General features: G+C 61.7%; 23 protein-coding genes, 1 tRNA gene and 1 pseudogene. 14 read left to right on the top strand and 11 right to left on the bottom strand.

Annotated elements, in window-relative coordinates; genetic code table 11:
• Positions 1-70 precede the first annotated feature (70 nt).
• Entirely contained in the window at positions 71-994 is a 924-nt protein-coding gene (locus HMPREF2757_RS07500; RefSeq protein WP_070574804.1) for a siderophore-interacting protein, read from the top strand.
• Here HMPREF2757_RS07500 and HMPREF2757_RS07495 read toward each other — a convergent pair.
• The 4 genes from HMPREF2757_RS07495 to HMPREF2757_RS07480 are packed head-to-tail and all read right to left on the bottom strand — an operon-like array spanning position 991 to position 4,855.
• Positions 991-1,785 carry an ABC transporter ATP-binding protein gene (locus HMPREF2757_RS07495; RefSeq protein ID WP_070574802.1) on the bottom strand — a complete coding sequence of 265 codons (795 nt, stop codon included), beginning with the start codon at positions 1,783-1,785 and terminating at the stop codon, positions 991-993. The genes HMPREF2757_RS07500 and HMPREF2757_RS07495 overlap by 4 nt on opposite strands.
• Entirely contained in the window at positions 1,782-2,825 is a 1,044-nt protein-coding gene (locus HMPREF2757_RS07490; protein WP_070575334.1) for a FecCD family ABC transporter permease, read from the bottom strand. Before HMPREF2757_RS07490 ends, HMPREF2757_RS07495 begins: the two co-directional genes overlap by 4 nt.
• A 5-nt stretch (positions 2,826-2,830) precedes the next feature.
• Positions 2,831-3,862, bottom strand: coding sequence for a FecCD family ABC transporter permease (locus HMPREF2757_RS07485; RefSeq protein WP_141750228.1), 1,032 nt, complete (start codon positions 3,860-3,862; stop codon positions 2,831-2,833).
• Between the two features lie 36 nt (positions 3,863-3,898).
• On the bottom strand, positions 3,899-4,855 hold the full coding sequence (locus HMPREF2757_RS07480; RefSeq protein WP_016421885.1) for an iron-siderophore ABC transporter substrate-binding protein: 957 nt from the start codon (positions 4,853-4,855) through the stop codon (positions 3,899-3,901).
• An 862-nt stretch (positions 4,856-5,717) separates the two neighbouring features.
• Here HMPREF2757_RS07480 and HMPREF2757_RS07475 point away from each other — a divergent pair.
• The 4 genes and pseudogenes from HMPREF2757_RS07475 to HMPREF2757_RS07460 all read left to right on the top strand — a co-directional run.
• Positions 5,718-6,097 (top strand): annotated as a pseudogene (locus tag HMPREF2757_RS07475) (helix-turn-helix domain-containing protein); the annotation flags it as partial.
• Between the two features lie 98 nt (positions 6,098-6,195).
• Positions 6,196-6,268: transfer RNA gene (locus HMPREF2757_RS07470), tRNA-Thr, on the top strand.
• 72 nt (positions 6,269-6,340) lie between these two features.
• Positions 6,341-7,810, top strand: a complete 1,470-nt coding sequence (locus HMPREF2757_RS07465) for an NCS2 family permease (RefSeq protein ID WP_070574794.1) — start codon at positions 6,341-6,343, stop codon at positions 7,808-7,810.
• 169 nt (positions 7,811-7,979) lie between these two features.
• Positions 7,980-8,930 carry an SPFH domain-containing protein gene (locus HMPREF2757_RS07460; RefSeq protein WP_070574792.1) on the top strand — a complete coding sequence of 317 codons (951 nt, stop codon included), beginning with the start codon at positions 7,980-7,982 and terminating at the stop codon, positions 8,928-8,930.
• Positions 8,931-9,052: 122 nt separating this feature from the next.
• Here the strand turns inward: HMPREF2757_RS07460 and HMPREF2757_RS07455 are convergent, their stop codons facing one another.
• Positions 9,053-10,018: an SGNH/GDSL hydrolase family protein gene (locus HMPREF2757_RS07455; protein ID WP_070574788.1), complete on the bottom strand. Its 966-nt coding sequence runs from the start codon at positions 10,016-10,018 to the stop codon at positions 9,053-9,055.
• Entirely contained in the window at positions 10,015-11,085 is a 1,071-nt protein-coding gene (locus tag HMPREF2757_RS07450; protein WP_070574786.1) for a ketopantoate reductase family protein, read from the bottom strand. The genes HMPREF2757_RS07455 and HMPREF2757_RS07450 overlap by 4 nt, the downstream gene beginning before the upstream one ends.
• Positions 11,086-11,107: 22 nt before the next feature.
• Between HMPREF2757_RS07450 and HMPREF2757_RS07445 the strand changes: the two genes are divergently transcribed.
• Complete coding sequence (locus tag HMPREF2757_RS07445) at positions 11,108-13,177, top strand: threonine/serine exporter family protein (RefSeq protein ID WP_070574784.1); 2,070 nt, start codon at positions 11,108-11,110, stop codon at positions 13,175-13,177.
• A 14-nt stretch (positions 13,178-13,191) separates the two neighbouring features.
• Here the strand turns inward: HMPREF2757_RS07445 and HMPREF2757_RS07440 are convergent, their stop codons facing one another.
• On the bottom strand, positions 13,192-13,863 hold the full coding sequence (locus HMPREF2757_RS07440; protein ID WP_070574781.1) for a uracil-DNA glycosylase: 672 nt from the start codon (positions 13,861-13,863) through the stop codon (positions 13,192-13,194).
• 164 nt (positions 13,864-14,027) lie between these two features.
• Between HMPREF2757_RS07440 and HMPREF2757_RS07435 the strand changes: the two genes are divergently transcribed.
• Positions 14,028-15,503: an aldehyde dehydrogenase family protein gene (locus tag HMPREF2757_RS07435; RefSeq protein WP_070574780.1), complete on the top strand. Its 1,476-nt coding sequence runs from the start codon at positions 14,028-14,030 to the stop codon at positions 15,501-15,503.
• A 156-nt stretch (positions 15,504-15,659) separates the two neighbouring features.
• Here the strand turns inward: HMPREF2757_RS07435 and HMPREF2757_RS07430 are convergent, their stop codons facing one another.
• Positions 15,660-15,941 carry a hypothetical protein gene (locus tag HMPREF2757_RS07430; RefSeq protein ID WP_070574777.1) on the bottom strand — a complete coding sequence of 94 codons (282 nt, stop codon included), beginning with the start codon at positions 15,939-15,941 and terminating at the stop codon, positions 15,660-15,662.
• Between the two features lie 216 nt (positions 15,942-16,157).
• Here HMPREF2757_RS07430 and HMPREF2757_RS07425 point away from each other — a divergent pair, with 216 nt between their 5' ends.
• The 4 genes from HMPREF2757_RS07425 to groL all read left to right on the top strand — a co-directional run bounded on the left by HMPREF2757_RS07425 (position 16,158) and on the right by groL (position 19,275).
• Entirely contained in the window at positions 16,158-16,409 is a 252-nt protein-coding gene (locus HMPREF2757_RS07425; RefSeq protein WP_070574775.1) for a DUF3263 domain-containing protein, read from the top strand.
• Positions 16,409-17,062, top strand: coding sequence for a LytR C-terminal domain-containing protein (locus HMPREF2757_RS07420; protein WP_070574773.1), 654 nt, complete (start codon positions 16,409-16,411; stop codon positions 17,060-17,062). Before HMPREF2757_RS07425 ends, HMPREF2757_RS07420 begins: the two co-directional genes overlap by 1 nt.
• Positions 17,063-17,144: 82 nt before the next feature.
• Positions 17,145-17,351, top strand: a complete 207-nt coding sequence (locus tag HMPREF2757_RS07415) for a cold-shock protein (RefSeq protein WP_070574771.1) — start codon at positions 17,145-17,147, stop codon at positions 17,349-17,351.
• A 292-nt stretch (positions 17,352-17,643) separates the two neighbouring features.
• Entirely contained in the window at positions 17,644-19,275 is a 1,632-nt protein-coding gene (gene groL / locus HMPREF2757_RS07410) for a chaperonin GroEL (protein ID WP_070574769.1), read from the top strand.
• Positions 19,276-19,475: 200 nt separating this feature from the next.
• Here the strand turns inward: groL and HMPREF2757_RS07405 are convergent, their stop codons facing one another.
• Positions 19,476-20,048, bottom strand: a complete 573-nt coding sequence (locus tag HMPREF2757_RS07405; RefSeq protein WP_070574767.1) for a TetR/AcrR family transcriptional regulator — start codon at positions 20,046-20,048, stop codon at positions 19,476-19,478.
• A gap of 107 nt (positions 20,049-20,155) precedes the next feature.
• Here HMPREF2757_RS07405 and HMPREF2757_RS07400 point away from each other — a divergent pair, with 107 nt between their 5' ends.
• The 3 genes from HMPREF2757_RS07400 (at position 20,156) to HMPREF2757_RS07390 (ending at position 22,556) form a co-directional block, all read left to right on the top strand.
• The gene (locus HMPREF2757_RS07400; protein ID WP_070574765.1) at positions 20,156-21,352 is read left to right on the top strand and encodes an MFS transporter; all 1,197 of its coding nucleotides are present in this window, start codon (positions 20,156-20,158) and stop codon (positions 21,350-21,352) included.
• Between the two features lie 144 nt (positions 21,353-21,496).
• A complete protein-coding gene (locus tag HMPREF2757_RS07395; protein WP_070574763.1) occupies positions 21,497-22,306 on the top strand; it encodes a hypothetical protein in 810 nt (269 codons plus the stop codon).
• A 31-nt stretch (positions 22,307-22,337) separates the two neighbouring features.
• The gene (locus HMPREF2757_RS07390) at positions 22,338-22,556 is read left to right on the top strand and encodes an RNA-binding S4 domain-containing protein (protein ID WP_070574761.1); all 219 of its coding nucleotides are present in this window, start codon (positions 22,338-22,340) and stop codon (positions 22,554-22,556) included.
• A gap of 66 nt (positions 22,557-22,622) precedes the next feature.
• On the opposite strand, the gene HMPREF2757_RS07385 is transcribed toward HMPREF2757_RS07390, so the two are convergent.
• Together HMPREF2757_RS07385 and htpX are read right to left on the bottom strand one after the other, a co-directional pair.
• Positions 22,623-23,198: a PspA-associated protein PspAB gene (locus tag HMPREF2757_RS07385; RefSeq protein WP_070574759.1), complete on the bottom strand. Its 576-nt coding sequence runs from the start codon at positions 23,196-23,198 to the stop codon at positions 22,623-22,625.
• A 6-nt stretch (positions 23,199-23,204) separates the two neighbouring features.
• Complete coding sequence (htpX, locus tag HMPREF2757_RS07380; protein WP_070574758.1) at positions 23,205-24,107, bottom strand: zinc metalloprotease HtpX; 903 nt, start codon at positions 24,105-24,107, stop codon at positions 23,205-23,207.
• Positions 24,108-24,134 lie beyond the last annotated feature (27 nt).

The raw sequence follows: 24,134 nt of genomic DNA, 5'->3' as shown, positions 1-24,134 counted from the left end.
TCCCCGCGGGGCTTTTTCTGCCCCTCACCCTTTCACTTTTGCTTTAGGTAAGGGTAAGTTAACTCCCACTATGACCTCGAACCCAGTTACCCTGAACACTCCGACGAGCACTTCCGCCTACCGCGCGGCCTTTTCTGACCACCTACTCTTGGCCGCCCCTTCTGAACCGCACCATCGAATCATCCGCGCCACTGTTTATGACGTCAGCGCCCCGGCAGAAAACCTGCAGAGGATTGTCATCCGCTCCCCCGAGCTAGTCGGCTTTCAGCTTTCCGGCCCGGACGAATTCTTTGGCCTCTTTATGCCGGCTAAGCCCGGCGAGAATCTCCATTTACCACTCCACGGAGGTGGCGCCAATATCCGCGCAAGCGTTACAGCCATGCCGGAGACCCAACGCCCAAATTTACGTTGGTACACCGTACGCTCACTCGATCCCGAGTGCGGACAGATAACTTTCGACGTGGCGACACATGGCGTCAAAAATCCAAAGGATGAGCACGTCGGACCAGGGCTCGCCTGGGCTCTTGCAACTCGTGTTGGCGACCAGGTAGGCATCTGGACATGCCAGGGCCTCTGGCACCGCGCGCAAAGTTCACAAACACTTATCGCAGACCCATCTGCCGTACCTTCCGTTCGCGCCATTTTGGATTACGCGGATGCGTTTACCCCGGAACAGTTGCGCGACATACACCTCGTAGTGGTCGCCGAGAACCATGGTGACCTCGAGCCATCCCTCGTCGCCGACTGGGAGAGCAAGCTGGGCAGCCTAGAAGTGCTGTTTAGCGCTACAACGGACTTCAGCACGGCAGTGATGTCCCACCTACAGCAACTGGACCGTGCCGAACACCCCGCAACACAGTCGAAGTACGTCTGGGTCGCGGGTGAAGGACAGCTCTGCAAGGAAGTACGGCGCCACGCAATTCACACCTGGGGCCTCAATAGCGAATCCGTGCAGTGGTGCCCCTATTGGTTCCTAGGCAGGGCACGGCCTTAATTAGCCACAATCCCTCGCGGCACAATAATCGGAGCCATACCGCGGGGATCTTCCCACACCTCGGCATTCAGGCCATATGCCTCGCGCAACACATCCACCGTCAGAGCCTCCTTTGGAGAACCCTCGGCGATCTTTTCCCCTTCCTTCATGACGATCATCTCGTCGCTAAAAGTTCCCGCCAGGCCAAGATCATGAAGTACGGTAATCACCGTCTTGCCCTCTTGAGCGAGCTCCCGCACGATACTTAGAATCTCTATCGCATGTGCCGGATCTAGGTAGGTAGTCGGTTCGTCCAACAGCACAATTGGCGTATCCTGCGCCAACACCATCGCCATCCAGACCCGCTGCCGCTGGCCGCCAGAAAGCTCCGCCACGTCGCGGGCAACAAGATGGTCAACCTTCGTCTTCTTCAGCGCCTCGCGCACTTTTTCTTTATCTTCTGACGCCGTCGCTCCCGCACCCCAGAGCGATCGACGATAAGGGTGCCGTCCGCGCTCCACAAGTTCTCCAACGGTCAATCCCGCCGGACACAGCGGGTGTTGTGGCAAAAGCGCAATTAGTTGGGCGGCTTCGCGCGACCGCAAACTATGCACGTCCTTTTTCTCTACAAGAACCCGTCCTTCGGCGGGAGCAAGCAGCCGAGAAAGCGTCTTGAGCAACGTCGACTTGCCACAACCATTGGGGCCTAAGAGCGTGGTGACCTTCCCGGGCTCTGCAGTGAAAGACACGTCCTTAACAATGCTTGGGCCGTCGTTGTAGCCCACGGTGACGTGATCAGCTTGAACGTTCATTGAACCATTCCTTTCAGAGTTCCGCGACGGGCCGCCAACCACACAAGCAACACCAACGCGGGGCCACCGATGATGGCGGTAACCAAACCCACAGGGGATGTAAATGGCAGTGCGCCCGCCACGACGGCGCACGCAGCTAATAGAGCAGCGCCTGCAAAAGTAGAGCACAACGGATGGGGCGTGGGCGTTCCGGCCACCAGCTTGGCCAGCTGAGGAGCCAATAGTGCCACGAATCCAATTGGGCCGACAAAGGAAACCACCACCGCGACAATGCCCGTTGCGGCAATGAGCAAAATAGCGCGCACCCTCGTGACATTTACCCCAAGTGTGGACGCGGTGGCGTCATCATGAGAAAGAAGAGGGACATCGCGCGTAACACAGAGGCCTAAAACTACGAAGGGCAACAGGCCCAACACCATAGGCAACAAAGCTTCCATACGCACAAAGCCGGTAGACCCAGCGAGCCAAGTTTGGGCATCCGTGGCACGAGTTAAGTCAGCCCGGAGCAGGAGATACTGCACTAAAGACTGCGTGAGGAAAGACAGTGCCAGGCCGATGACCACTACGCGCTGCGACGTCCCGAAGCCACCGAGTAGAACGAGCAAACCAACGATCACTAGTGCGCCAAGCAAAGCGAGTGCAGCACGCCACCAGAACGTCGGCACCCCCTCACTCCATGCAGGGCGGGTAACTACGGTGCCCGCCACAACCAAAACCGCCGCGCCGCCGGATACACCGAGAATGTCCGGGCTGGCCAGCGGATTGCGGGCCATGGTCTGAGTCCACGCACCTGCCAGCCCTAGAGCCGCGCCGACCAGAACGGTAGCGATTGCTACAGGCAGGCGGAGATCCCACACCACGTTGATTGCTTGCTGTGTGCCCCCACCGGTGAGAACCTCGATGACTTCCATCGGGCTGAGCTTCACCGCTCCTTGCCCCAGGATTAAGCAGTAACAAAGAGCCGCTATGAGGGCGAACCCTGCCGAAGCCGCCAGGACGCGTCTGCTTCGTGAACGCTTAAGACTACGGATAGACGTCATATCGCTCATATCGTCAGCTCCGAGTCATTCGAGGTCGGTGAACTCTTCTTACGTCGCACCGCCAGAATCATCACTGGGGCACCGACAATAGCTAAGACAATGGACATTTCCAGCTCGTTAGGCTGCAGGACGAAGCGGCCCACAATATCGGCTAGCAACACAGCCGCGCCACCAACAATGCCGGTCGGCAGCAAGAGGCGAGTCAGGGACGGGCCGGTAAACGGGCGTAGTAGGTGTGGCACGGCGAAGCCCACGAATGTCACAAGCCCCACAGTGGCTGTCGCCGAGCCGGCGAGGATGATCACCGCTGCGGCAGCCAACAAGCGGGTTCTCGTGGGCGAGCTGCCAAGGGAACGGGCGGAGTCCTCTCCCATCGCAAGTAGATCCAGCGGGCGTGCTGCAAGCGCACCACATAGAGCACCTAGTGCTAGACCTAAAGCAGCTAAGGCCACGTCTTCCATACCCCGCCCAGCCGTAGAGCCAACGGTCCAGCGGCGGAGCCCTTCCAGGGTGTCGGAAGAATAGAGGCTCAGCATATTCGTGGCTGCTTGCAGGGCGAAGGTAACTCCCACGCCCACGAGTACCAGAGTTAGCGGGTTACGCGATACGCGGGAAATCAACAGCACGATTAAGGCAGCGACGGCCGCCCCGACGAGCCCTACAAGTGTCCGCTCCCCGACCGTCGTTGCCCAGCCCAAGGTCAGTGCCGCAGCGACTGCGAAACTTGCTCCAGCGTTCACGCCGATAATGCCGGGATCTGCCAGGGGGTTGCGGGTCCAGCTCTGAGCAATGGCACCCGCCATAGCCAGGGCTGCGCCTGTGATCACAGCCAAGAGGGTGCGCGGAACGCGCAAGTCCCAAATGATGCCGGACTGTTCAGCATTGATGCCGGATTGCGTAGATGGGTGCGGACCATGCATGAGGATGCTGGTCACTTCGCCAATGGAAAGATCTTTGGAACCCAAGTACAGGGAGGCAAGCAGCAGCAAAGCCAAGCCAACGAGTGCGGCCGAAGTAAGCAAACGCCGGGAAAACACCAAAGAATGTCGAGTCCTTGAAACGGACACTTTCAATTAAATTGCGTCAGAGAACTTGTCGACTGCCCAGGGGATGGTCAATGGGTTTGGCATACTCATTGCATTGCCCACGTTTTCGTCCATCCAGCGGACCTTGCCTTCGCGAACAACGTCCAGCTTGCTGAATGTTGGATCCTTCTTCAAGGTATCGGCGGCACCCTGGTAATCAAGGATGAAGAGGTAATCGACGTTGTTGAGGTCGCTGTAGTTCTCAGGTGCGATGTCGCGGTAGAACTCGCCCCCGTTACCTTCGAGCTCCTTCGGGATCTCGAAGCCCAGACTCTTGATAAACTGCCCGCGACCGTCACCGGAGGTGTACAGGCCGATCTTTCCCTGATAAGGCATGACGATAGCCGCACGCTTGCCTTTGAGCTCAGGGTGCTGCTGTTGGAAATCATCGAAGGCCTTCTGCGTTTCTTCGACGAGTTTGTCGCCTTCTTCTTGCTTGTCTACAGCGCCGGCGATCTGGTTGACCTGATCCCGCCAGGGGATCTGCCAGTCCGTGGCACCGTCTGGCTTAACGGTGGTTGGGGCGATGTCATTAAGCGCCTTCTTCGCCTGCGCGTCTACGGCAGAGTTCACCGCAATGATCTTGTCCGGATCAGCGGCGGAGATCTTCTCCAGGATTTCAGCAGTGAATCCGTTGGCAGTACCGTAAACCACTTCAGGCTTGTTGTCGCCGAGCTTTTCGGTAGCCCATGGGCCGACGCCAGACGCATCAACATCTCCCTCAGCACCCCAGGGCGCTACGAGGACTGGTTGGATGCCTAGAGCGAGCAAGGTATCGCTGTCTCCCAGGCCAACTGCGGCGATGCGCTCGTCCCCGGTGCCCTCATTTTTTGACGCCGCCGCGTCGTCGCCTCGGGAGCAACCAGACAGAACAAGAGTGGATGCTGCCAAGACAGCGGCGGTCTTCAGCGCCGCTCGACGGGTCAGCGAATTGTTTCGAAACATGTGAAATCCTAACGCGTAAGGAACTCTTTGAAACGCTGTAAAGTACCCGTAGCCCCAAGAGACTGATGGCCTCTTTCGGCTACGGCCAACACAGCAATCGGGTCGATACTACACAGGTAAGGCTAACCACACAATAGGCTACCCTAAGTTAGTCCGCTTCCTGCTCGGCCGCTACCGACTCCATCGCCACCTTGGCCACCGTCGCCACGCTGGCCACCCTAGCCACCCTGGCTCTCAGTGCCGAGATGCTCGCGCTATTGCAACTCGTGGCACCAACTGTCGGAAAAGTTGCACTTCGAAGGTCGAAATGTCGCTAGAACGGGAATCTGTCAACACAGGCGCGCCTCCGAATTTTGCGACAATTCCCTGACCTGCAGTTTTGCGGAGCTGCAAATCAGTGTCTTTAACGCATTCCCGTTCTAGCGACATTCACCCCTGCTAGCGCCCCAAATACGGCGCCGTCGGCCACGCATTCCCGGTCTAGCGACATCTGCACATCCTCACGCCGCCAAATAGGGCGCCGGCGCCTCCCGTGACGCAATCCCCCCAGCACTGCGCTCGCACAATCTCACATTTCGCTGGCGCTGCAGCCAAGCGGAAAGCGTGGGCGCCAATAAGAAAAAATAGGCCCCCTACCGCAACAAATGTGAACTGCTCCCCATTAGTTGGACTGAGAAATCAGTTACCGACTAGTGGGGAGTAGTTGTCATTGAGAGCACGAAGTTCGCTAAGTCAGCATCAGCGCGAGCAATTGGTCGAACTATTTGAGCAAGGCATGGGTTATACAGCCGCTGCCAATGCCCTTGGTGTCTCCAAGTATGCCGCCCGTATGCTCTATCGTCGGTTTAAGCTGCATGGCAGGCTATGTCTTGTGGAGAAACCGACAAAGCAGCAGTACTCGTTTGAAATCAAGAAGGAAGTTGTCCAACGCTACCTTGCCGGCGAGACAAGAATGGATCTTGCCCGCGAGTTTGGCCTGTCATCAGACCAGCTCGTCAAAGATTGGACCAGGACATGGCGTACAGGCGGCGATGACGCGTTGAAACCGAAGCCGAAGGGCAGGCCCAAAGGCTCGGCTGCACCGAAGCGGCTTACAGAAGAAGACAAGCTGTGCCGTCAGATTGCGCGGTTGGAAGCGGAAAACGCGTATCTAAAAAAATTGCGGGACTTGAGGAATCAGGGACGCGCCTGAAAGTCCAGGCGATTGTCATCCTCAAGTCGCACCATCGTCTGCAATACCTTTTTGCGGGTAACCCCAGCCGCAGACCGCACGCACACTGATTTGGGCTGTGTGGGCTGTTGGACTAAACTGCTCACGATCGGAGGGAGTCCCTCCGTCCGCCTCCTTAGCTCAGTTGGTAGAGCACCGCTCTTGTAAAGCGAAGGTCGTCAGTTCGAGTCTGACAGGGGGCTCAGCTTCTTCGGGAAGCACCTCAGCACGAGGTGCTTCCCGTTTCTGTTTTGAGTCTCACCTAGACTTCCCGTGTGACGAACGCAGCAGACAGCAGACTCAGCGGCCTTGACCGCTTCTTCAAAATCACTCAGCGCGGCTCCACTGTGGGCACCGAAATCAGGGGTGGTCTGACGACCTTCCTGGCAATGGCCTACATCATCGTGCTCAACCCGATCCTCATCGGTGCGGCCGCTGATTCGACGGGTGCGTTCCTCGGCGGGGGAGACACTCCCAACCTGGCCGCGGTGGCTGCTGCGACATCGCTCATTTCGGGTCTTCTCACCCTGCTTATGGGCCTGGTGGGCAATTTCCCCATGGCGGTGTCCTCAGCTTTGGGCATGAGCGCGTTCATGGCGTTCGGGGTTGTTGTCATTCCAGGTATGACGTGGGCCGATGCGATGGGCCTGGTGGTCATTGAAGGCATTATTCTTCTTCTGCTGGTGGTCACCGGTTTCCGCACCGCGATCTTCAACGCGGTGCCAGGCCAGCTGAAATCCGCAATCGGTGTGGGCATCGGCTTCTTCATTGCGCTCATCGGCATGATCAACGCCGGCTTCATCAGCAACTCCGGCGGCACAGCGCTTGAACTGGGCCAGGGCGGGTCGATTGCCAGCTGGCCGGTGCTGCTGTTCACGGTCGCGCTTCTGCTGCTGTTCGTCCTCTACGCATGGGGCGTGCGCGCCGCGATCCTCTACACGATCCTCATTGCCACCGTCATCGCGTTCGCACTCGAAGCGGTGTTCAACCTGGGACCGAAGACCGGAGCTGACGGCGAGGTCGCCAACCCGGGCGGATGGGGTCTGACGGTGCCGAAGATCGAAGGCGGCTGGTTCCATTCGCCAGACCTGTCGATCCTCGGTTCGTTCAACCTGCTGGGCTCATTCCAGTCGGTTGGCATCATCACCGCTGTTCTCGTGGTGTTCACCCTGCTGCTGACGAACTTCTTCGACCTGCTGGGCACCATGATGGCCGTCGGCACGCAGGCGAAACTCGTTGACGAGTCCGGTCAGGTAGAAGGCGCCAAGCGGATCATGGTGGCCGATGCTCTCGGTGCCATCGTCGGCGGTCTGGGCGGAACCTCGTCGAATTCCGGCTTCGTCGAATCGACCGTGGGTGTTGGCTCTGGTGCTCGCACCGGTCTGGCGAATGTTGTGACCGGTGCGCTGTTCCTGCTGACGGTGTTCCTCGCTCCTCTGGCCGCACTCATCCCCTCCGAGGCGGCAGCGCCGACACTGGTCTTCGTCGGCTTCCTCATGATGCAGCAGGTTGTGCGCATCAACTGGACGGACATTGAGATTGCAGTCCCCGCGTTCCTCACGATCGTTCTCATGCCGTTTTCGTACTCGATCACCAACGGCATCGGTGCGGGCTTCGTGTCCTACGTCGTGCTCAAGGCCGCACGCGGCAAGTTCCGCGAAGTGCACCCGCTCATGTACCTCACTGCCGCACTGTTCATCGTGTACTTCGCATCCGGGCCGATCCAAGCGCTCGTGGCCTGCTGACAGGTCACCGGCCCCAGCCGCCGTTGCCACCGGCCCCCAGCTGGCGTTGCCCACAGCGCCGGTTCGGCACCTCGGCGAGTGACACCTGGTCGAACTCGCAGTTCTTTTCGGTGTGAGGCGGCTCCTATAGAGTGTTGCCGTCATCGGAAAACACCATGAGGACGCAGATATGGAACCCCTGTACATTCTGATTCCGCTCATCCCCGTCATCATCATCGTGGTGCTGCTGTTCCTGCTGTTCGGCGGGCTGCGCACATCGATCTTCTTCACCGTCAAAACGCAGGAGCGCGTCATCGTCGAGCGCTTCGGCAAGTACCGCAAAGTCTGCGAACCGGGCCTGAACATGAAGGCGCCGTTCGTCGACACGACCACCAAGCCGATTTCGCTGCGCGTGCACCAGCTCGAAGTCAACATCGAAACCAAAACCCAGGACAACGTGTTCGTCATGGTGCCGGTTGCGGTGCAGTACGTGATCGGCGAAAACCAGGTTGTTGACGCCTACTACCGCCTGTCGAACCCGGAAGAGCAGATCCGCTCCTACGTCTTCGACACCGTCCGTTCGGCACTGTCGACCCTGACCCTGGACTCGGCCTTCGAATCGAAGGACGACATCGCCACCTCGGTCGAACAGCGACTGTCGACATCGATGGCCGCTTACGGCTTCCGGATTGTCAACACGCTCGTGACTGACATCAGCCCGGACTCGCGTGTGCGCGATTCGATGAACTCGATCAACGCCGCACAGCGCGACCGCGTTGCGGCACAGGCCCTGGCTGAAGCTGACAAGGTCAAGCGCGTTACGCAGGCCGAAGCGGAAGCTGAATCGCGTCGCCTTCAGGGTGAGGGCGTCGCCGCCCAGCGCAAGGCAATCGCGAACGGCATTGCCGAACAGTACGAAGCCCTGCGCCGTGTGGGCATTGAGCAGACCGCCGAACAGCTGCTGCTCATGACCCAGTACTTCGACACCATGCAGGACGTTGCGCGCAACGGAAAGTCCAACGTCATGTTCATGCCGAACAACCCCGGGGCAGTGGGCGGTCTCGCGGAGGAAATCCGCAACACGATGCTGGCGACAAACCAGGTCAAAGAGGACGGCCTCGGCGTCGAGCACGACCGCTGACCGCACCGCACTGAGCCCGAGCGGCGCGTAAAGCCGCGCACCGCCTCGGCTGCGGCTGGCCGTAACTCCAGCGAAACGGCTGCTGAGCACATGCTCAGCAGCCGTTTCGCTGTTTCAGTCGATCAGGGCCCCGAACTGCCCGGTGCTTCCGAAGTGCCAGGAGAATCGGGTGCTCCCTGATCTCCCGAGGTGCCGGGCGTCTCCGCGGTGTCGGCAGACGCCGCATCGTCAGCGGCAGCGCGGTGGGCCGCCGGTGACACGTGGTGACCGCTTTGACTGCGCGCTTCGAGAGGAAGCTCGGCAGCACGAACCCATTCGGGGTATTTCGGGTCAAGATAGGCCCCCGACGATGTTCCGCGCAGTCGCCGTCCCACCCACGGGGCCAGGTGCTCTTTGAGCCATTCGGCTTCGTCTTCCATCCGGTCGCGAAGCGGCTTGGAGGTTTTTGACAGACGGAATCCTCGGATGCCCACCCGGTCCTCTTCGAGGACCCCCAGCGCAGACTGGGCGACCATGGTGTGCCCCTGCGTGCTCAGGTGAATGCGGTCGGGTGCCCAGTACTCCTGCGCGTAGATGGGGCGCATGCCCCACAGATCGAGCATGTAGCAGCCGTGGCGTCCGGCCAGGGTCCACATGTGCGCGTTGTACACGGCCACGCGGGGGCGCAGTGCGCGCAGCACGGGGCTGAAGGCGGCTGTGTCGAAGCCGTTGCCCAGCAGCACCTCGATGCCCTCGGCCCGCATTGCCGAGATCGCCCGCTCCAGCTGTTCGGCCAGGCCGTCAACATCGGCGGCTGGGCGCAGCACATCATTGCCTCCGGCCACAAAGGACACGAGGTCGGGCTTGAGATCGAGAGCGACCGGCACCTGTTCGTCGATGATGGCGCCGAGCTGCCGACCCCGGATGGCGTGATTGGCATACAGCAGGTCCGGGCTGCCGACGGGGGACTGGGTCAGGGCGTGCGCAAACCGGTCAGCCCAGCCGATGAAACGGCCGTCTTCCAGTGCGGACTCGTCCATGAGCCCTTCGGAAAACGAATCTCCGAGGGCCAGGTAGGTGCGGATCCGATGGTCGTCGCGTTCAGTCATAGGCTCTCCCGGTCGAGGTGGGTGAAGGCTTCGCGCAGGCTTTCAGCCCGCGCCTTGGGGTCGGCGGGAATGGTCGGATCTCCGGCCATGACACGGCGGCACCACTGCATGACGAGGCTGTTCTTGGGTGCTCGGATGCCGTTCAGGTGGGCCAGGCGGACGATCTCACCGCCGAGGTAGTCAGCTTCTATATTGCCGGTCCCGCGAGCCATGGACTGCCAGGTGGACGACAGGTTCTGCACCCCGTCGATGGGGGCTTGGGGAATGCGGTCGGCAAAGCCGAGCTCCTCGGGAGGGTTCGGGCAGTGCACAATGCCCGCAGCCTGGTAGACGGCGCGGGCTTCGTCCTGCAGCTGCTCCAGCAGGTCGCTGTGGTCGAGGGATCCCACGAGGGCGTCGATGCCGTTGTCGAGGTTCGCCAACAGCTTCCCGTAGGTGTAGGGCGAAGGCTCAGGCACGATGACCGACGCGAAGTTCCCGGCCGTGAAGTCGCCGTCCGCCTGCTGAAGGTACTGCGGCAGGGCTGTGCCGTCAGTCTCGCCAGCCTGCGGTCGGGGCGCGTCCGGTCCGCACACGGGACCGGTGATGAGTCCGGCCCACCGGTCTTCCATGAACACCGCCAGCTGTCCCGGCTCGGTGTAGACCGCCGGTGTGTAGATGACGGTCGTCGATACTGTCGCAAACCAGCGCGGTGCCTGTTCCTGCGCATCCGTGCCGTTGAGGAACAGCATCAGCGGCAGGCGCTCGCCGGCGGTGCCCAGCTGGCTGCCGTGCTCGTCAGTGACGGCAAGGTCAGCCCATTCGGCCAATGCGGTGGGCAGCTGCTGAGTTTTCACTGCCAGGATGATCACATCGCCGGCACGGAGATTCACCTGTGCTGATGAGCGCACTACTGTTGGATGTGCAGTCAGAGTTTCGTGCGGAGTGCGGACTGTCAGCCCCGCCGTTTCGATAGCATCGGCTTGGCTCCCCCGCGCAACCAGCACGTGGTCAACCCCAGCGCGGCAGAATCCCGCGCTGAGCATTCCGCCAATGGCTCCGGCTCCCACAATGATGTATCTGCTCATAGCTCAACAGTACTAGGAAGGCGTGTCGACACTGGATTCTCAGGACCTCAGCGGCTCCGCTTCCGACCGCGGCGCAGAAAGCGGCGACGGCAACGGAAACGGCGGAACCGCCACACCGCACTCGGAGGCATCGACTACAGGGCGAGACCCGCAGCATGAAACTGCGACCGCGTGGAAGTCGAACGAACACGCCTCTGAACCTCCCGCGCGGTCGGCCCGGGCCCGAGACCTCCTGTCTGACCTGAAGAAGGCCGGCGCTTTCGACAAGCCAGCGCAGGAAGTCGAGCACTTCGACGAGGAACCTGCCGCTGACAGCGGCGAACCCGATGCGAAAAGCACCGGTGCCGGTGCCGCTCAGACCGCTTCGCTCAGCGTCGACCAGGTGCGCGAAGGCGTGGCCCGACAGCAGGCCGCCGACCGTGCTGCAGACCGTGCCGCCAGCGTGCCTTCCGCACAGCCCGCAGTGCCGGAACAGCCGACGGCAGCCGGGCAGGCACCTCGGCGCCCTCATGGGGCTGCCCCACGGCCCACCGGCAGTGCTGCCACCGCGAAGTCCAAGGGCACCAAGAAGAGTGCCGGGCAGCAGACACACCGCAGCTCACGTTCAAAGCGTCGGGCCGCGCAGCGCATTGCACAGCGCACGGTGGCGCGCTTCGCTTCTGACCCGGCCCCGACCACCCAGCCGGTGCCGATCGTCAAAGTTCTCGAGGGCACCCCGTACCAGGCGCCGGTGCAGGCGAAGGCGAAGAACGATGCCGAGGCCCGGATGATCTTGGACCTGGCCGTCGACATCGGGGCCATGGTGCTGCGCGCCGGTGGGGGAAGTTCGGATGTCGAGGTCAGCGTCATTGCCGCGTGCACCTCGATGGGTCTGCCGAACGCAGAAGTCGACCTCACCGCCACGGCGCTGACCATCCACTACGCGGACCCGGACGGCAAGCAGATGACGGTGGTGCGGGTTGTGCGCGAACTCTCCCCGCACTTCGCCAAAGTCTCTTCCCTGCACCGACTGGTATCGGACATGGTTGCAGGCAAAGTCGACTACGCACAGGCGCGCAGCAGACTGGACGCCATTCGCGCCCAGCGCAGGCCCTTCCCACAGTGGCTTGTGACACTCGCGTGGGGTGTTCTTGTAGGGTGCTTTGTCACGCTCATCGGCGGTCGCCTGCCGTCAGCTGTTCTGGGCTTCGGCCTGGCTATCTTCATCGACTGGGTGGGCCGGGTGATCGGCAAGACGGGCCTGCCGACGTTCTTCCTCGTCATGGCCCAATCGGCGGTCGCCACGCTGGCAGCGATGCTCGCCCATCACTTCGAGCTCATTTCCTCGCCGCAGTACTCCGTCGCCGCAGGCATCGTTCTGCTGCTGCCGACCCTCGGGCTGGTCTCAGCTGTGCAGGACGCGCTGTCGAACTTCCCGCTGACCGCGGCCGGCCGCATGGTTGAAACGGGCATGGGCTTCGCCGGGATCGTCTCCGGTATTGCCTGCGCCGTTGTCATCGGCAACACACTCGAACTCAAACCCATTGAAATCACAGTGCAGAGCAGCGGTGTGAGCGTTCTGACCACCATCATCGCCGTCATCGCCGCTTTCCTCGTCGGGGCCTGCGGCGCCATTGGGTTCTACTGTGCCCGCAGGCTGGTGATACCGGCTGCGCTCATCGGCCTGGTGGGATTCCTCGTCTACGTGGGCGCCACGCTGTTGGGCATTGAGAACATCCTCGCTCTGCTCATCGCTTCGACGGTTGTCGGTCTGTTCTGCCGACCGGTGGCCTCGCGGCTGGGATCACCGGCGATTGTGCTCATTGTCCCTGCCATCTTCCCGCTGCTGCAGGGCCTGTCGATCTTCGCGTCCGTCTACCGGATGATCCCGGTGCCGGGCGAAGAAGTTCCCCTGGCCGTTGGACTGGGCGCTCTGTTTGCGGCGATCACTGCGAACTCGGCCATTGCCGCCGGTGCTGTGCTCGGTGATTTCCTGTCGCGGCCCATGTCGCGCTACGCGAAGTCCCGCCGTGCCGCGCGGGCTCGCGCAAAAGCCGAAGAGAAACTCGAAGCCCTGCGAGAGGATGCTGGAATTCAGCCGAGTTCCGCCTGATCAGTCCAGCTGCTTCAGTCCAGTTGCCAGTTGATGGGTGCTGCACCCTGTTGTTCCAGCAGCGAATTGCAGCGGCTGAACGGCTTCGAACCGAAGAAGCCGCGGTGGGCGGACAGCGGTGACGGGTGGGGTGAGGCGATGATCGGCACGCTGCCCAGCAGGGGAGTCAGCGTCTGCGCGGGACGGCCCCACAGGATCGCCACCAGCGGCCCGCCCCGGCCGGCGAGTGCGCGCACAGCCTGTTCGGTGACGGCCTCCCAGCCCATGCCGCGGTGCGACCCGGCGTTACCAGCGCGGACTGTGAGCACTCGGTTGAGCAGCATGACTCCCTGGCGCTGCCAGGCCGAAAGGTCGCCGTGCTCGGCCGGGGGTATGCCGAGGTCGTCTGCGAGTTCGCGGTAGATATTGGCCAGCGAGCGCGGCAGCGGCCTGACGTGGCGCTCGGCAGCAAAAGACAGCCCGATGGGGTGCCCGGGTGTGGGGTAGGGGTCTTGGCCCACGATGAGCACTCGCACGTTCGCAAGCGGTTCGAAGAATGCGCGCATGACCTGTTCGGGCCGGGGGAGCACGAGGTGGTGCTGGGCATCGCGCTGGACCGTCTGCTGGAGTTCGCGCACTTTGGCAACGGCGGGACCCAGCGCTTCCAGCCAGTCGGGGCTGACGTTTTCCAACAGGTTGATCGTCATGCACACGACCCTAGCGCGGACGCACACGGGCTGTGCGCAATCGGGCAGACCGCGGCCTGCGTGGACCGCGTGCGCACGGCTATGCTGAGTCCGAGAGTGTTCCCTCCCACATTTTCGGCGGGACACAGCGCTAATGCACGGATGCCGAAAGGACAACGACGACTATGGCACAGGTACGGGACTTCCCCGGGGTCAAAGACTGGAAGATGCTCATCGGCGGCGAATGGGTTGATGCCGCTGACGGTTCGCGGGCTGACGTCATCACCCCGATTGACCGCGACCGCGTGATCGCCCGCGTTCCCGACGGCAAAGAAGAAGACGCCGACCGTGCGGTCAAGGCCGCCCGGGCTGCTTTCCCCGCGTGGTCTGCTCTGCACTTCAAGGAGCGCCAGAAGGCGCTTGGACAGTGCGCGGATGCGCTGGAAGCTCAGGCGGAAGAGCTTGCCCAGCTGACGGCAATCGACACCGGCAATGCCCTGCGCACGCAGGCTCGCCCCGAAGCGCAGACCCTGGTCGACCTGTTCCGCTACATGGCCGGTGTGGCCGGTGAAGTGAAGGGCAACACGCTCCCGGCAGGCGATGCGCAGCTGCAGTTCACCCGCCGTGTTCCGCTGGGCGTTGTGGCCGGCATTCTGCCGTGGAACTCGCCGCTGATGATTGCTGCGTTCAAGACCCCGGCAGCGTTGGCAGCAGGCAACACGATTGTGCTCAAGACTGCCGAGGACGCTCCGCTGACCATTCTCAAAATGGCCGAAATCATCCAGGAGTTCCTGCCCGCCGGTGTTCTCAACGTGGTGACCGGCAAGGGCTCGGTCATCGGTGAGGCTCTTACTCAGCACAACGATGTCGACAAGGTTTCGTTCACCGGTTCGACCGGTGTGGGCCGCCACGTGGCCGAGGTTGCGGGTTCTCGTCTGGCTCATTCCTCGATGGAGCTGGGCGGCAAGAGCCCCAACATCGTGTTCCCGGATGCCAATGACGACTACACGCTCCAGCAGGTGCTGCTGTCGACTCGCTTTGCCCGCCAGGGGCAGTCGTGCACCATGGGTTCGCGCCTGTTCCTGCACGAAGACATCTACGACGACTTCCTGGCCAAGCTCGTTGACGGCGTGGCCCAGATGAAGGTCGGCGATCCGCGCGATGAAGACAGCGACATCGGCTGCGTCATCAACAAAAAACAGTACGACCAGATCGCGAACTACATTGAGATGGGCAAGTCCAACGAGGGCGTCGAAATCGCCTATGACGGCGCTGACAGGCTCGAGGTCGGCGAATCCGGTTTCTACCACGCGCCGATCATCTTCGCCAACGCCAAGAACGAATGGCAGACCTCGCGCGAAGAGATCTTCGGCCCCGTTCTCACCGTCATCAAGTTCAAGACGGAAGAAGAGGTCGTCGAAATGGCCAACGACTCCGACTACGGTCTGGCCGCCTATGTCTTCACCAAGGACGTCGACCGCGCGCTGCGGGTGGCTGACAAGATCGAATCCGGCTGGGTGCAGGTCAACCAGGGTGGCGGCCAGGTTGCAGGCCAGTCCTACGGCGGTATGAAGACTTCCGGCTTCGGCCGCGAAGCATCGCTTGAGGGCATGCTCGAGGGCTTCACCCAGATCAAGCAGATCAACGTCAAGATCAACTGATCTGACTCGCTGAGACAGTAAGTGCCCCGGCGCCTCACACGAAGTGCCGGGGCACTATTCTGTGCCGCCATTCGGCTGCTGTTCAGTTCGGCTGCCGCTTATGTGCTTTTGTCTTTCGGACCGCTCTGGTTGCTGTGCATGCCTGATCGGGGTTCGTCAGTGTGCCCGCGGTGTGGCAGTGTTCCGACCTTGTGAGCCTCCGGCCGGTGAAGAAAAGAAGTTGACGAGGGCCCACACCGCGGAGGCCAGGATCAGCGGAATTGTCATCGCCCACGAAACAAACGCGATGACGGCCTTCGCAACCCAGCCCTCGTCCCCGGCCTGCGACCACACGGTTGCGCCGATGCTGATGAGCAGAAATGCGCCTGCCGCGCAGAGCAGAATAATGAAGACGGTGCGTGCACCCTGTGTCTTCGGCATCATGGTCTTGGCCAGCATTTGAGCCTCCATTCAGTCGGCTGCTGGCCTCGCTGCCAGCATTGCCGTGACACTACATTGCGGGAACGGGACATTGTCGTTCGCCTCCAGTTTTTTTCTTGCCCTTGTGGTTGCCCCTAAACGGCGGGGAAAGTGAACTGCCCGGTCCCATAGTCTCGGACGAGGCCTGGCGGGAAGGTCTGCCGCCGGTATTATTGCGGGTGCAGAGGAGGACGAATGTCACAGGAGCTTTCGGAACTCGAAGCGCAGATTCTGCGCTTCGAAGGACAGTGGCACACCTACGGGGGTGCCAAGGACCACGCGATCCGCGAACAGTTCGACATGTCCGCCGCCCAGTACTTCCAGGTGCTCGGCAGACTCCTCGACAGCCCCGCGGCCCATGCTGAAGATCCCGTTCTCATCAAACGGCTTCGCAGAATCCGCGACTCACGACAGGAAACCGGAGCACAGGCGAGGATCCCGCGCTGATGGCAGACAAACACCAGTACGAAACCCGTGCAGAACGCCGTGCAGCAGACGCTGCAAACCGCCGAGGCGGAGCCCACCGGGCCGTCTCATCGGCAGGCAGCCATAAAGCGGCGACCGCTGTTGTCATCGTTCTTGCGCTGGTGGCTGTTCTCCTGATCGTCGGTGCGGTCAACATCATCCGCTCCGCAGGCTCAGACCCGGAAGCCAAAGTCGAAGAACAGCAGCAGAAGGAACCTGGAGCAGGCGACGATGCCAAGGACAAATCGTCACAGTCAGGCGAGCCCGGTGAGAGCACGCAGAGTGAAAGCACCCCGAGTGACGGCGAATCAACCGGCGGGGGAGTGACGACCGTCGAAGCTGAAAGCGGCGATCCCAATCTGTCGATCCTCAACGCATCCGGCGTCAACGGTGCGGCCAGGAAGTTCGCCGACCAGTATGAAGCACAGGGCTGGAAGATGGGGCGCGTGAGCAACGCGGGCACCCGGGTGTCATCTACGACCGTCTACTATTCGTCCTCGGAGTACAGCGATGCTGCTGAGCGCGTGGCCGAGGGGCTTGGCGGTGTGAGCGTCGAACAGTCCCGTCGCTACCAGGTGGGCGTGACAATCCTCATGGGCCCGGATGTCGCCGACAGCGATCCCGCCGAGGGCTGACCGAGAGCTGGCCTGGAAACCGGGCCGGTGAAGCTCCCTGCGGGCGGTAGACTGAAGTTTCGTTCCACACTTGGGAGATGACATGACACAGGGAACCGTCAAATGGTTCAACGCGGAAAAGGGCTACGGCTTCATCGCCGTAGACGACTCTTCCGACGAAATCTTCGTCCACCATTCGGCAATTCAGATGCAGGGCTACCGGTCGTTGGCCGAAGGCGGTCGCGTGCAGTTCGACATTGTGCAGGGGGATAAGGGCGCGCAGGCTGAGAACGTCGAACCGCTCGACTGACAGCCGCCGCAGCCGAACTGAACTGCTCACGAGGGGGAGGAACAGGTCTTCTGTCCCTCCCCCTCGTCGTGTTCCTTAGACGGGAGCCCAGTGGGCCCTGCGAGGTGCCAGCGGCAGGGGATTGGTATTTGCACTCTCAGGTCGAGAGTGCTAAATCTAGTGGTGGTGAAACGCACTGCCCAGGCAGAGGACGCCGGGCCTGAAGAAGGGATTCAGGCTCTGCTTCCTGCCGTCGCGGGCACCTGGCAGTGCTAGTCAACTGCCACCCCTTACAGGGAGGAAGCCAGCCACTATGGCAAAGCTCATTGCATTCGACGAAGAAGCTCGTCGCGGCCTGGAGACCGGCCTGAACACCCTGGCTGATGCAGTCAAGGTGACGCTCGGTCCCCGCGGACGCAATGTTGTTCTCGAAAAGAAGTGGGGCGCACCCACCATCACGAACGACGGCGTGTCCATCGCCAAGGAAATCGAGCTCGAAGACGCCTACGAAAAGATCGGCGCCGAACTCGTCAAGGAAGTCGCCAAGAAGACCGACGACGTCGCAGGTGACGGTACGACCACCGCTACCGTTCTGGCACAGGCTCTCGTGTCCGAAGGTCTGCGCAACGTCGCAGCCGGTGCAGACCCGCTCAGCCTCAAGCGCGGCATCGAAAAGGCCGTTGAGTCCCTGACCGAAGTTCTGCTCGACTCCGCTAAGGAAATCGAAACCAAGGAACAGATCGCTGCCACCGCCGGCATTTCCGCTGGCGACCCGGCAATCGGCGAACTCATTGCCCAGGCCATCGACAAGGTCGGCAAGGAAGGCGTCGTCACCGTCGAAGAGTCCAACACCTTCGGACTCGAACTCGAACTGACCGAAGGCATGCGCTTCGACAAGGGCTACATCTCCGGTTACTTCGTGTCTGACGCAGAGCGCCAGGAAACAGTGCTCGAGGACCCCTACATCCTCATCGTCAACTCGAAGATCTCGAACGTGAAGGACCTCCTGCCGGTTCTTGAGAAGATCCAGCAGTCCGGCAAGCCGTTGCTGATCATTGCCGAAGACGTCGAAGGCGAAGCCCTCGCCGTCCTCGTGGTCAACAAGATCCGCGGAACCTTCAAGTCGGTTGCCGTCAAGGCCCCCGGCTTCGGCGACCGCCGCAAGGCCCAGCTTGCAGACATCGCGATCCTCACCGGCGGCCAGGTCATCGCCGAAGAGGTCGGGCTGAAGCTGGAGAACGCATCGCTGGACCTGCTGGGCACCGCCCGCAAGGTCGTTGTCACCAAGGACGAAACCACCATCGTCGAAGGTGCAGGCGACGCCGACGAAATCGCCGGCCGCGTGCAGCAGATCCGCACCGAGATCGAAAACTCGGACTCGGACTACGACCGCGAGAAGCTGCAGGAGCGCCTGGCCAAGCTGGCCGGCGGTGTTGCAGTCATCAAGGCCGGAGCCGCAACCGAAGTCGAACTCAAGGAAACCAAACACCGCATCGAAGATGCCGTCCGCAATGCCAAGGCGGCTGTGGACGAAGGCATCGTCGCCGGCGGTGGTGTGGCCCTCATCCAGGCAAGCGACAAGGCCTTCGAAAACCTCAACCTCGAAGGTGACGAAGCCACCGGTGCTGCCATCGTCAAGGTGGCCATCGAAGCTCCGCTCAAGCAGATCGCCATCAACGCCGGCCTCGAACCCGGAGTTGTGGCCGAAAAGGTGCGCGGACTCGAAACCGGCCACGGTCTCAACGCCGCAACCGGCGAATACGAAGACCTCCTGGCAGCCGGTGTCAACGACCCGGTCAAGGTGACCCGCTCTGCTCTGCAGAACGCCGCCTCGATCGCCGGCCTGTTCCTCACGACGGAAGCCGTCGTGGCCGACAAGCCGGAACCCGCTCCCGCGGGTGATCCCACCGGCGGAATGGGCGACATGGGCGGCATGGGCTTCTGATCCGGCCAACCGTGAACACGCCCTCCTAGGGCACAGGCCGCGGGCGCAGACGAACTGTCTGCGCCCGCGGTTTTTCTGTGTCTGGGGTGGCTGGCTTTTTGTTGGCATCGACCGCGTTCTATGCATTGGCAGTGACCCGGCCTGTGGCACGGCCTCTAGCCTGAATCGCGCTGCGGACGGCGAAGGTGGGCGTCACGAATTCATGGTGTTTTCGCACTCAGAAGGTCCATTGCGGCGTGCTTCGCCGTTTCGAGGCTGCCGCTTTCCGGATTCACCCCGTGTTGGGCTATCCCGCCCTCGAGCAGCAAAAACACATAATCTGCCAGAGCTTCTCCAGCCTCACTGCCAACCTCTTCTGTGACCAAGCGTCGGACTGCACTCAGTACAGCCTGTTTGTGGCTTCGGATGACTTCGATCCCGGGGTGGTTCCCTCGCAACTCAGCTGCCGCATTGAGGAATGCGCATCCGTGAACAGCGCCGTCAGCATCGTCGGTGTAAGCCTCGAATACAGCGTTGATCCGTGGGCGCGGCGCTTCGGCCAACCGGTTGTCCAGGCGTGTCTGCCAGCGTTGATTGCGCTGCTGAAGATAGGCCTCCACCAGGCGCTCTTTGGACCCGAATCGATTGTAGAGAGTGCGCTTTGTCATGCCCGCTTCCGCGGCGATGGCTTCAACCCCCACAGCGTGGATGCCATGGGTGTAGAACAGCCGCTCAGCGGCATCGAGAATACGGTGCGCCCCGGGGGTGAGGTTGGTCAGGGCACTGCGGTCCATATGCACTCCTCGGTTGTTTTCACTGACCAGTGTACCTAGAATCAGTTTCACTGATCGGTAAAGGTGGCTCGAATTGTCTACCTTCGCACGAAGGGAGTTGCGCTTTGGTGCAGGTCGCAGAATCTGAGGGCGATAAGCAGCCTCTTTCCATTTGCTCAACAGCTGCATTGGGTGCTGCGGGAGCGTGCCTCATAGCTGTCTGCTACGGGCTTGCCCGATTCGCCTACGGACTGTATTTGCCTGCGTTTCAGGACGATCTTGAACTCGGGTCAACGGCTTCTGGGGTGATCGCAGCCGCCAGCTATGCCGCCTACTGCGCCGGTATAGCAGCCTCAACTGCCCTGACTGCACGGTTCGGCGCACGTACGGTCGCCGTGTCTGCTGGGCTGCTTGCGACGGCTGGCTGTGCTGCAATTGCTGCCGCACCTTCAGCGCTGGTGCTTGGAATAGGCGTGACTGTCGCAGGGTCCAGTACGGGCGTGGCCTCACCCCCTTTGGCCAGGGCGGTCGCAGACCATGTTGCAGCGCGACGGCAGGATCGAGTCCAGACCGTGGTAAACGCCGGAACCGGTTTCGGCGTGGCAGTCTCAGGTCCTGTCGCTCTGCTCACGCATGAGCACTGGCGCGCAGGCTGGTGGGCCTTTGCTTTGGCGGCCGCCGTGGTGTCGTTCTGGACGTGGAAGGCGGTTCCCGCTGGCCCGATCGGTGCAGCTCGCTCGGCAGGTGCAGAGGGTCAAGGCGAGTGGCGCGGTCTATTCCCCGCTGGCGCGTGGGCTTTGCTTGGCGGGTCAATGATCATGGGGGCAGCCAGCACGGCCGGTTGGACGTTCGGACCGGCCCTGCTGCAGGACGCTGGCGGTCATGGTCCGAGTCTGACCACGGCAGCGTGGATTGTCCTGGGAGTGTGCGGGTTGGCAGGTGCAGCCGCTGGGGATCTGGTGGCACGTCTATCTCTGCAGACCGCGTGGCGGGTGTTGATGATCGCACTTTCCGGGGCAACGGTGGTATGGGCGCTATGGCCCCACAGCGCTGTGGTTGCAGTGGTGGCATCAGGCGTGTTCGGTGCGGTCTACATCGCTTTAACCGGTGTGCTGCTCGTTTGGGGAACCCGGTTGTATCGCGGTCGAGCGTCAACGGGGGTCGGCTTGGCCTTTCTGGCAATTGCTGCAGGCCAGTCTCTGTCAGCCTTTGTCCTCGGCGGGTTGGCTGACCTTGCAGATTTGCAGGCAGCGTTTTTAGCAGCCGCGGGCATGGGTGTGCTTGGTGGATTGATTCGGCCAGTGCGGACCCGAGTTCAATGGTGAGTGTTCTCGTTCTGGTTGGGTGCACTGTCTGCGCCCGCGGTTTTTCTGTTGTCTACACGAGCGGCACAGATGTGAGGCTCAGTTTCTTCGCAGATTCGGTGACCATAATGAGCCCCGTACACCGCACGCGGAGAAGGGACTTTCATGGGCTTCGCTTTCCTCGTCATTCTGGTTGTGGGAGGTGCTGCGGCGTTTGCCATCGCACGCAGCAACAAGAAGAACGAAGAAGCAGCTCGGCAAAGCGAACTGGCAATCGTTGCCAAAGCGTCAGAAGAAGACGTCACGCAGTTCGGTGAAGAAGTTCAGGCTCTTGATCTTGAAACCGCCGGCGTGGATCTCGGCGACGGGGGTCGGCAGGACTACCAAAAGGCAATCAGCTGCTACGACCTCGCAAAGGATCTTCTGAGCAAGGTCAACCGGCCCGAAGACATCCGCCACGTGACAGAAGCCCTGGAAGACGGCCGCTACGCCGCCAGCTGCGTCCGTGCCCGCGTGGAAGGCAAACCGCTGCCCACTCGCCGCCCTCCGTGCTTCTTCAATCCGCAGCACGGTCCCAGTGTTGAAGACATCGACTGGGCGCCTGCCGGTGGACAGCCGCGCCCGATTCCCGTGTGCGCCGCAGACGCCGAGCGCGTTGCAGTCGGGGCCGAGCCCTCAGTGCGCAAGGTGACGCTCGCAGACGGAATGTCGCGCAGAGCCTACTGGGAAGCCGGTCCGGCCTATGCCGAATACAACCGCGGCTACTATTCGAACTACGCGGGTTCCGGCATGCTTCCGGGTGTGCTCATGGGTGCGATGCTCATGGGGCCGATGATGGGCGGCATGGGAGCTTGGGACGGCTCCTACGCCGACGGCTACCAGGACGGTCTGGCCGCTGACGGCGGTATCGGCGATGGCGGCGACATGGGCGGAGACATGGGCGCAGACATGGGCGATTTCGACTTCGGCTTCTGATTGACTGATATCAGACAGCAGAAGGAGAACAGTGGAAGAAGTCTGGATTCGCGACGACAGCATTCGCCTGGGTCAAGTGCTCAAACTCTCCGGCTTCGTTGAAGACGGAGTCATGGCCAAAGAGCTCATTCAGGACGGCCAGGTGTTCGTCAACGGCGACCTCAATTCGCGACGCAGCTCAAACGTCAACGTCGGCGATGTCATAGCCGTGCCCGCACTCGACGTCGAATTCACAATCACACGGGGCTGAGGCCGCCGCGCAGGCAAGCGGGCGCATTTGCCCAGCGCTGCGTGTCAGCTGAGCTCTCAGCCGACCTCAGTCGTTCATACCCGGCGCGTCCCACAGGGGAGACCACTTGGAGATGTCCTCCTCAAAGCGGAGCTCCGCGCCGATTGCCGCTTTGATGTTGAACTCTTCTGCATTGTCCCTGCGGTGCGGTCCCGTCTGCACAAACGGGTAGAACGTGCCGCGCTTGTACAGGTAGACCAGAGCGGCACGCGCACCGGCGGGCGTGCTGAAGTACAGGGACGAACACAGCAGCATGGGGCCGAATCCCGCGTTTTCAATTGAGCTGTTCACGGCGTGAAGGTTCGTCACCAAACCGGGGATGTCCCGTGCCGGGCTTCTCAATACGTGCCACGAATAGCCATAGTCGTCCTGGTCGGTGCGGACCTCTAGTTCGGCATCTTTGGCTATGAGCGCCGATGCTTCGCGCACAGCATCGGCAGATGCACCGCCTTCAACTGCGCGGTAGGCCACGGACGCAACACCCGTGGGTGCGTAGTCGGTTGCGGCCTCCAGGGTCAGTGCTGCCGGCGGCAGGCCGAAAAGAGCATCGAGGTTTGGCTTGACCGGCTTGGAGCGTCCCAGCAGAGCGTCGAAGAATCCCATGAGGCCTCAGCGCTGTGAAAGGCTGCGGGCGATGTCCTGCAGCTGGGCCAGGCGCTTCTCCAGGCTGGGGTGGGTGGAGAACAGCTGGCTGACGGACTTTCCGTTGACGGCGGGAATGAGTGCGAGGTGATTGGCCGCCCCTGCTTCTCGCAGGTCTTGGTCAGGCACCTTGGTCATCTGACCGGAGATCTTCATAAGAGCGCTGGCCAGTGTTGACGGCTGCCCCGTGAGATAGGCGGCGGCACGGTCAGCGGCCAGTTCGCGGTACCGGCTGAGGGTGCGGATGAGCACAAAGCTGATGCCGTAGACGACGGCTCCCACCAGCATCATGGCGATCATGACGGCCGCGCCGTTGTTGTTGCGCCCGCCATAGCGGACGTACATGCCGGAGCGAACCATGAGGCCTGCGACGACGCCGGTGACTCCGGCGACGGTCATGACGGTGACATCACGGTGGGCAACGTGGGCAAGTTCGTGGGCGAGCACCACTTCGACTTCTGCCGGTTCGAGAGTTTCCAGCAGGCCGCGGGTTACGCACACGACGGAGTGCTGGGGCGAGCGGCCGGTGGCAAAGGCGTTGGGCACGGGAGTGTCTGCGAAGGCGACGCGCGGTTTGGGAGAGTCGGCCAGCTGAGTCAGCCGGTCGACGATGGCGTGCAGTTCCGGTGCTTGTTCGGCAGAGACTTCGTAGGCGCCCATGGCGCGCATGGCGAGTTTGTCAGATGAGTACCACTGGAAGAAGAAAGCGCCGAAGCTGATGAGCAGCGCGATCACCACACCGCCCAGGGACTGCCCCAGGATCCACCAAATGGCCAGAATCAGGATGACGTAGATCAGGCCGTTGAGAAAGATAGCCCACCCCATGCGGATGGACAGCCCGCGGTCTTTGACGAACCTGTTTCTGGCCACTGTGCTCCTCTTGGTGTGCGCGGCGGG

It is taken from the genome of Brevibacterium sp. HMSC063G07, assembly GCF_001810665.1.
Lineage (GTDB): Bacteria > Actinomycetota > Actinomycetes > Actinomycetales > Brevibacteriaceae > Brevibacterium.
This window is presented reverse-complemented; position numbering and strand designations above follow the sequence as displayed.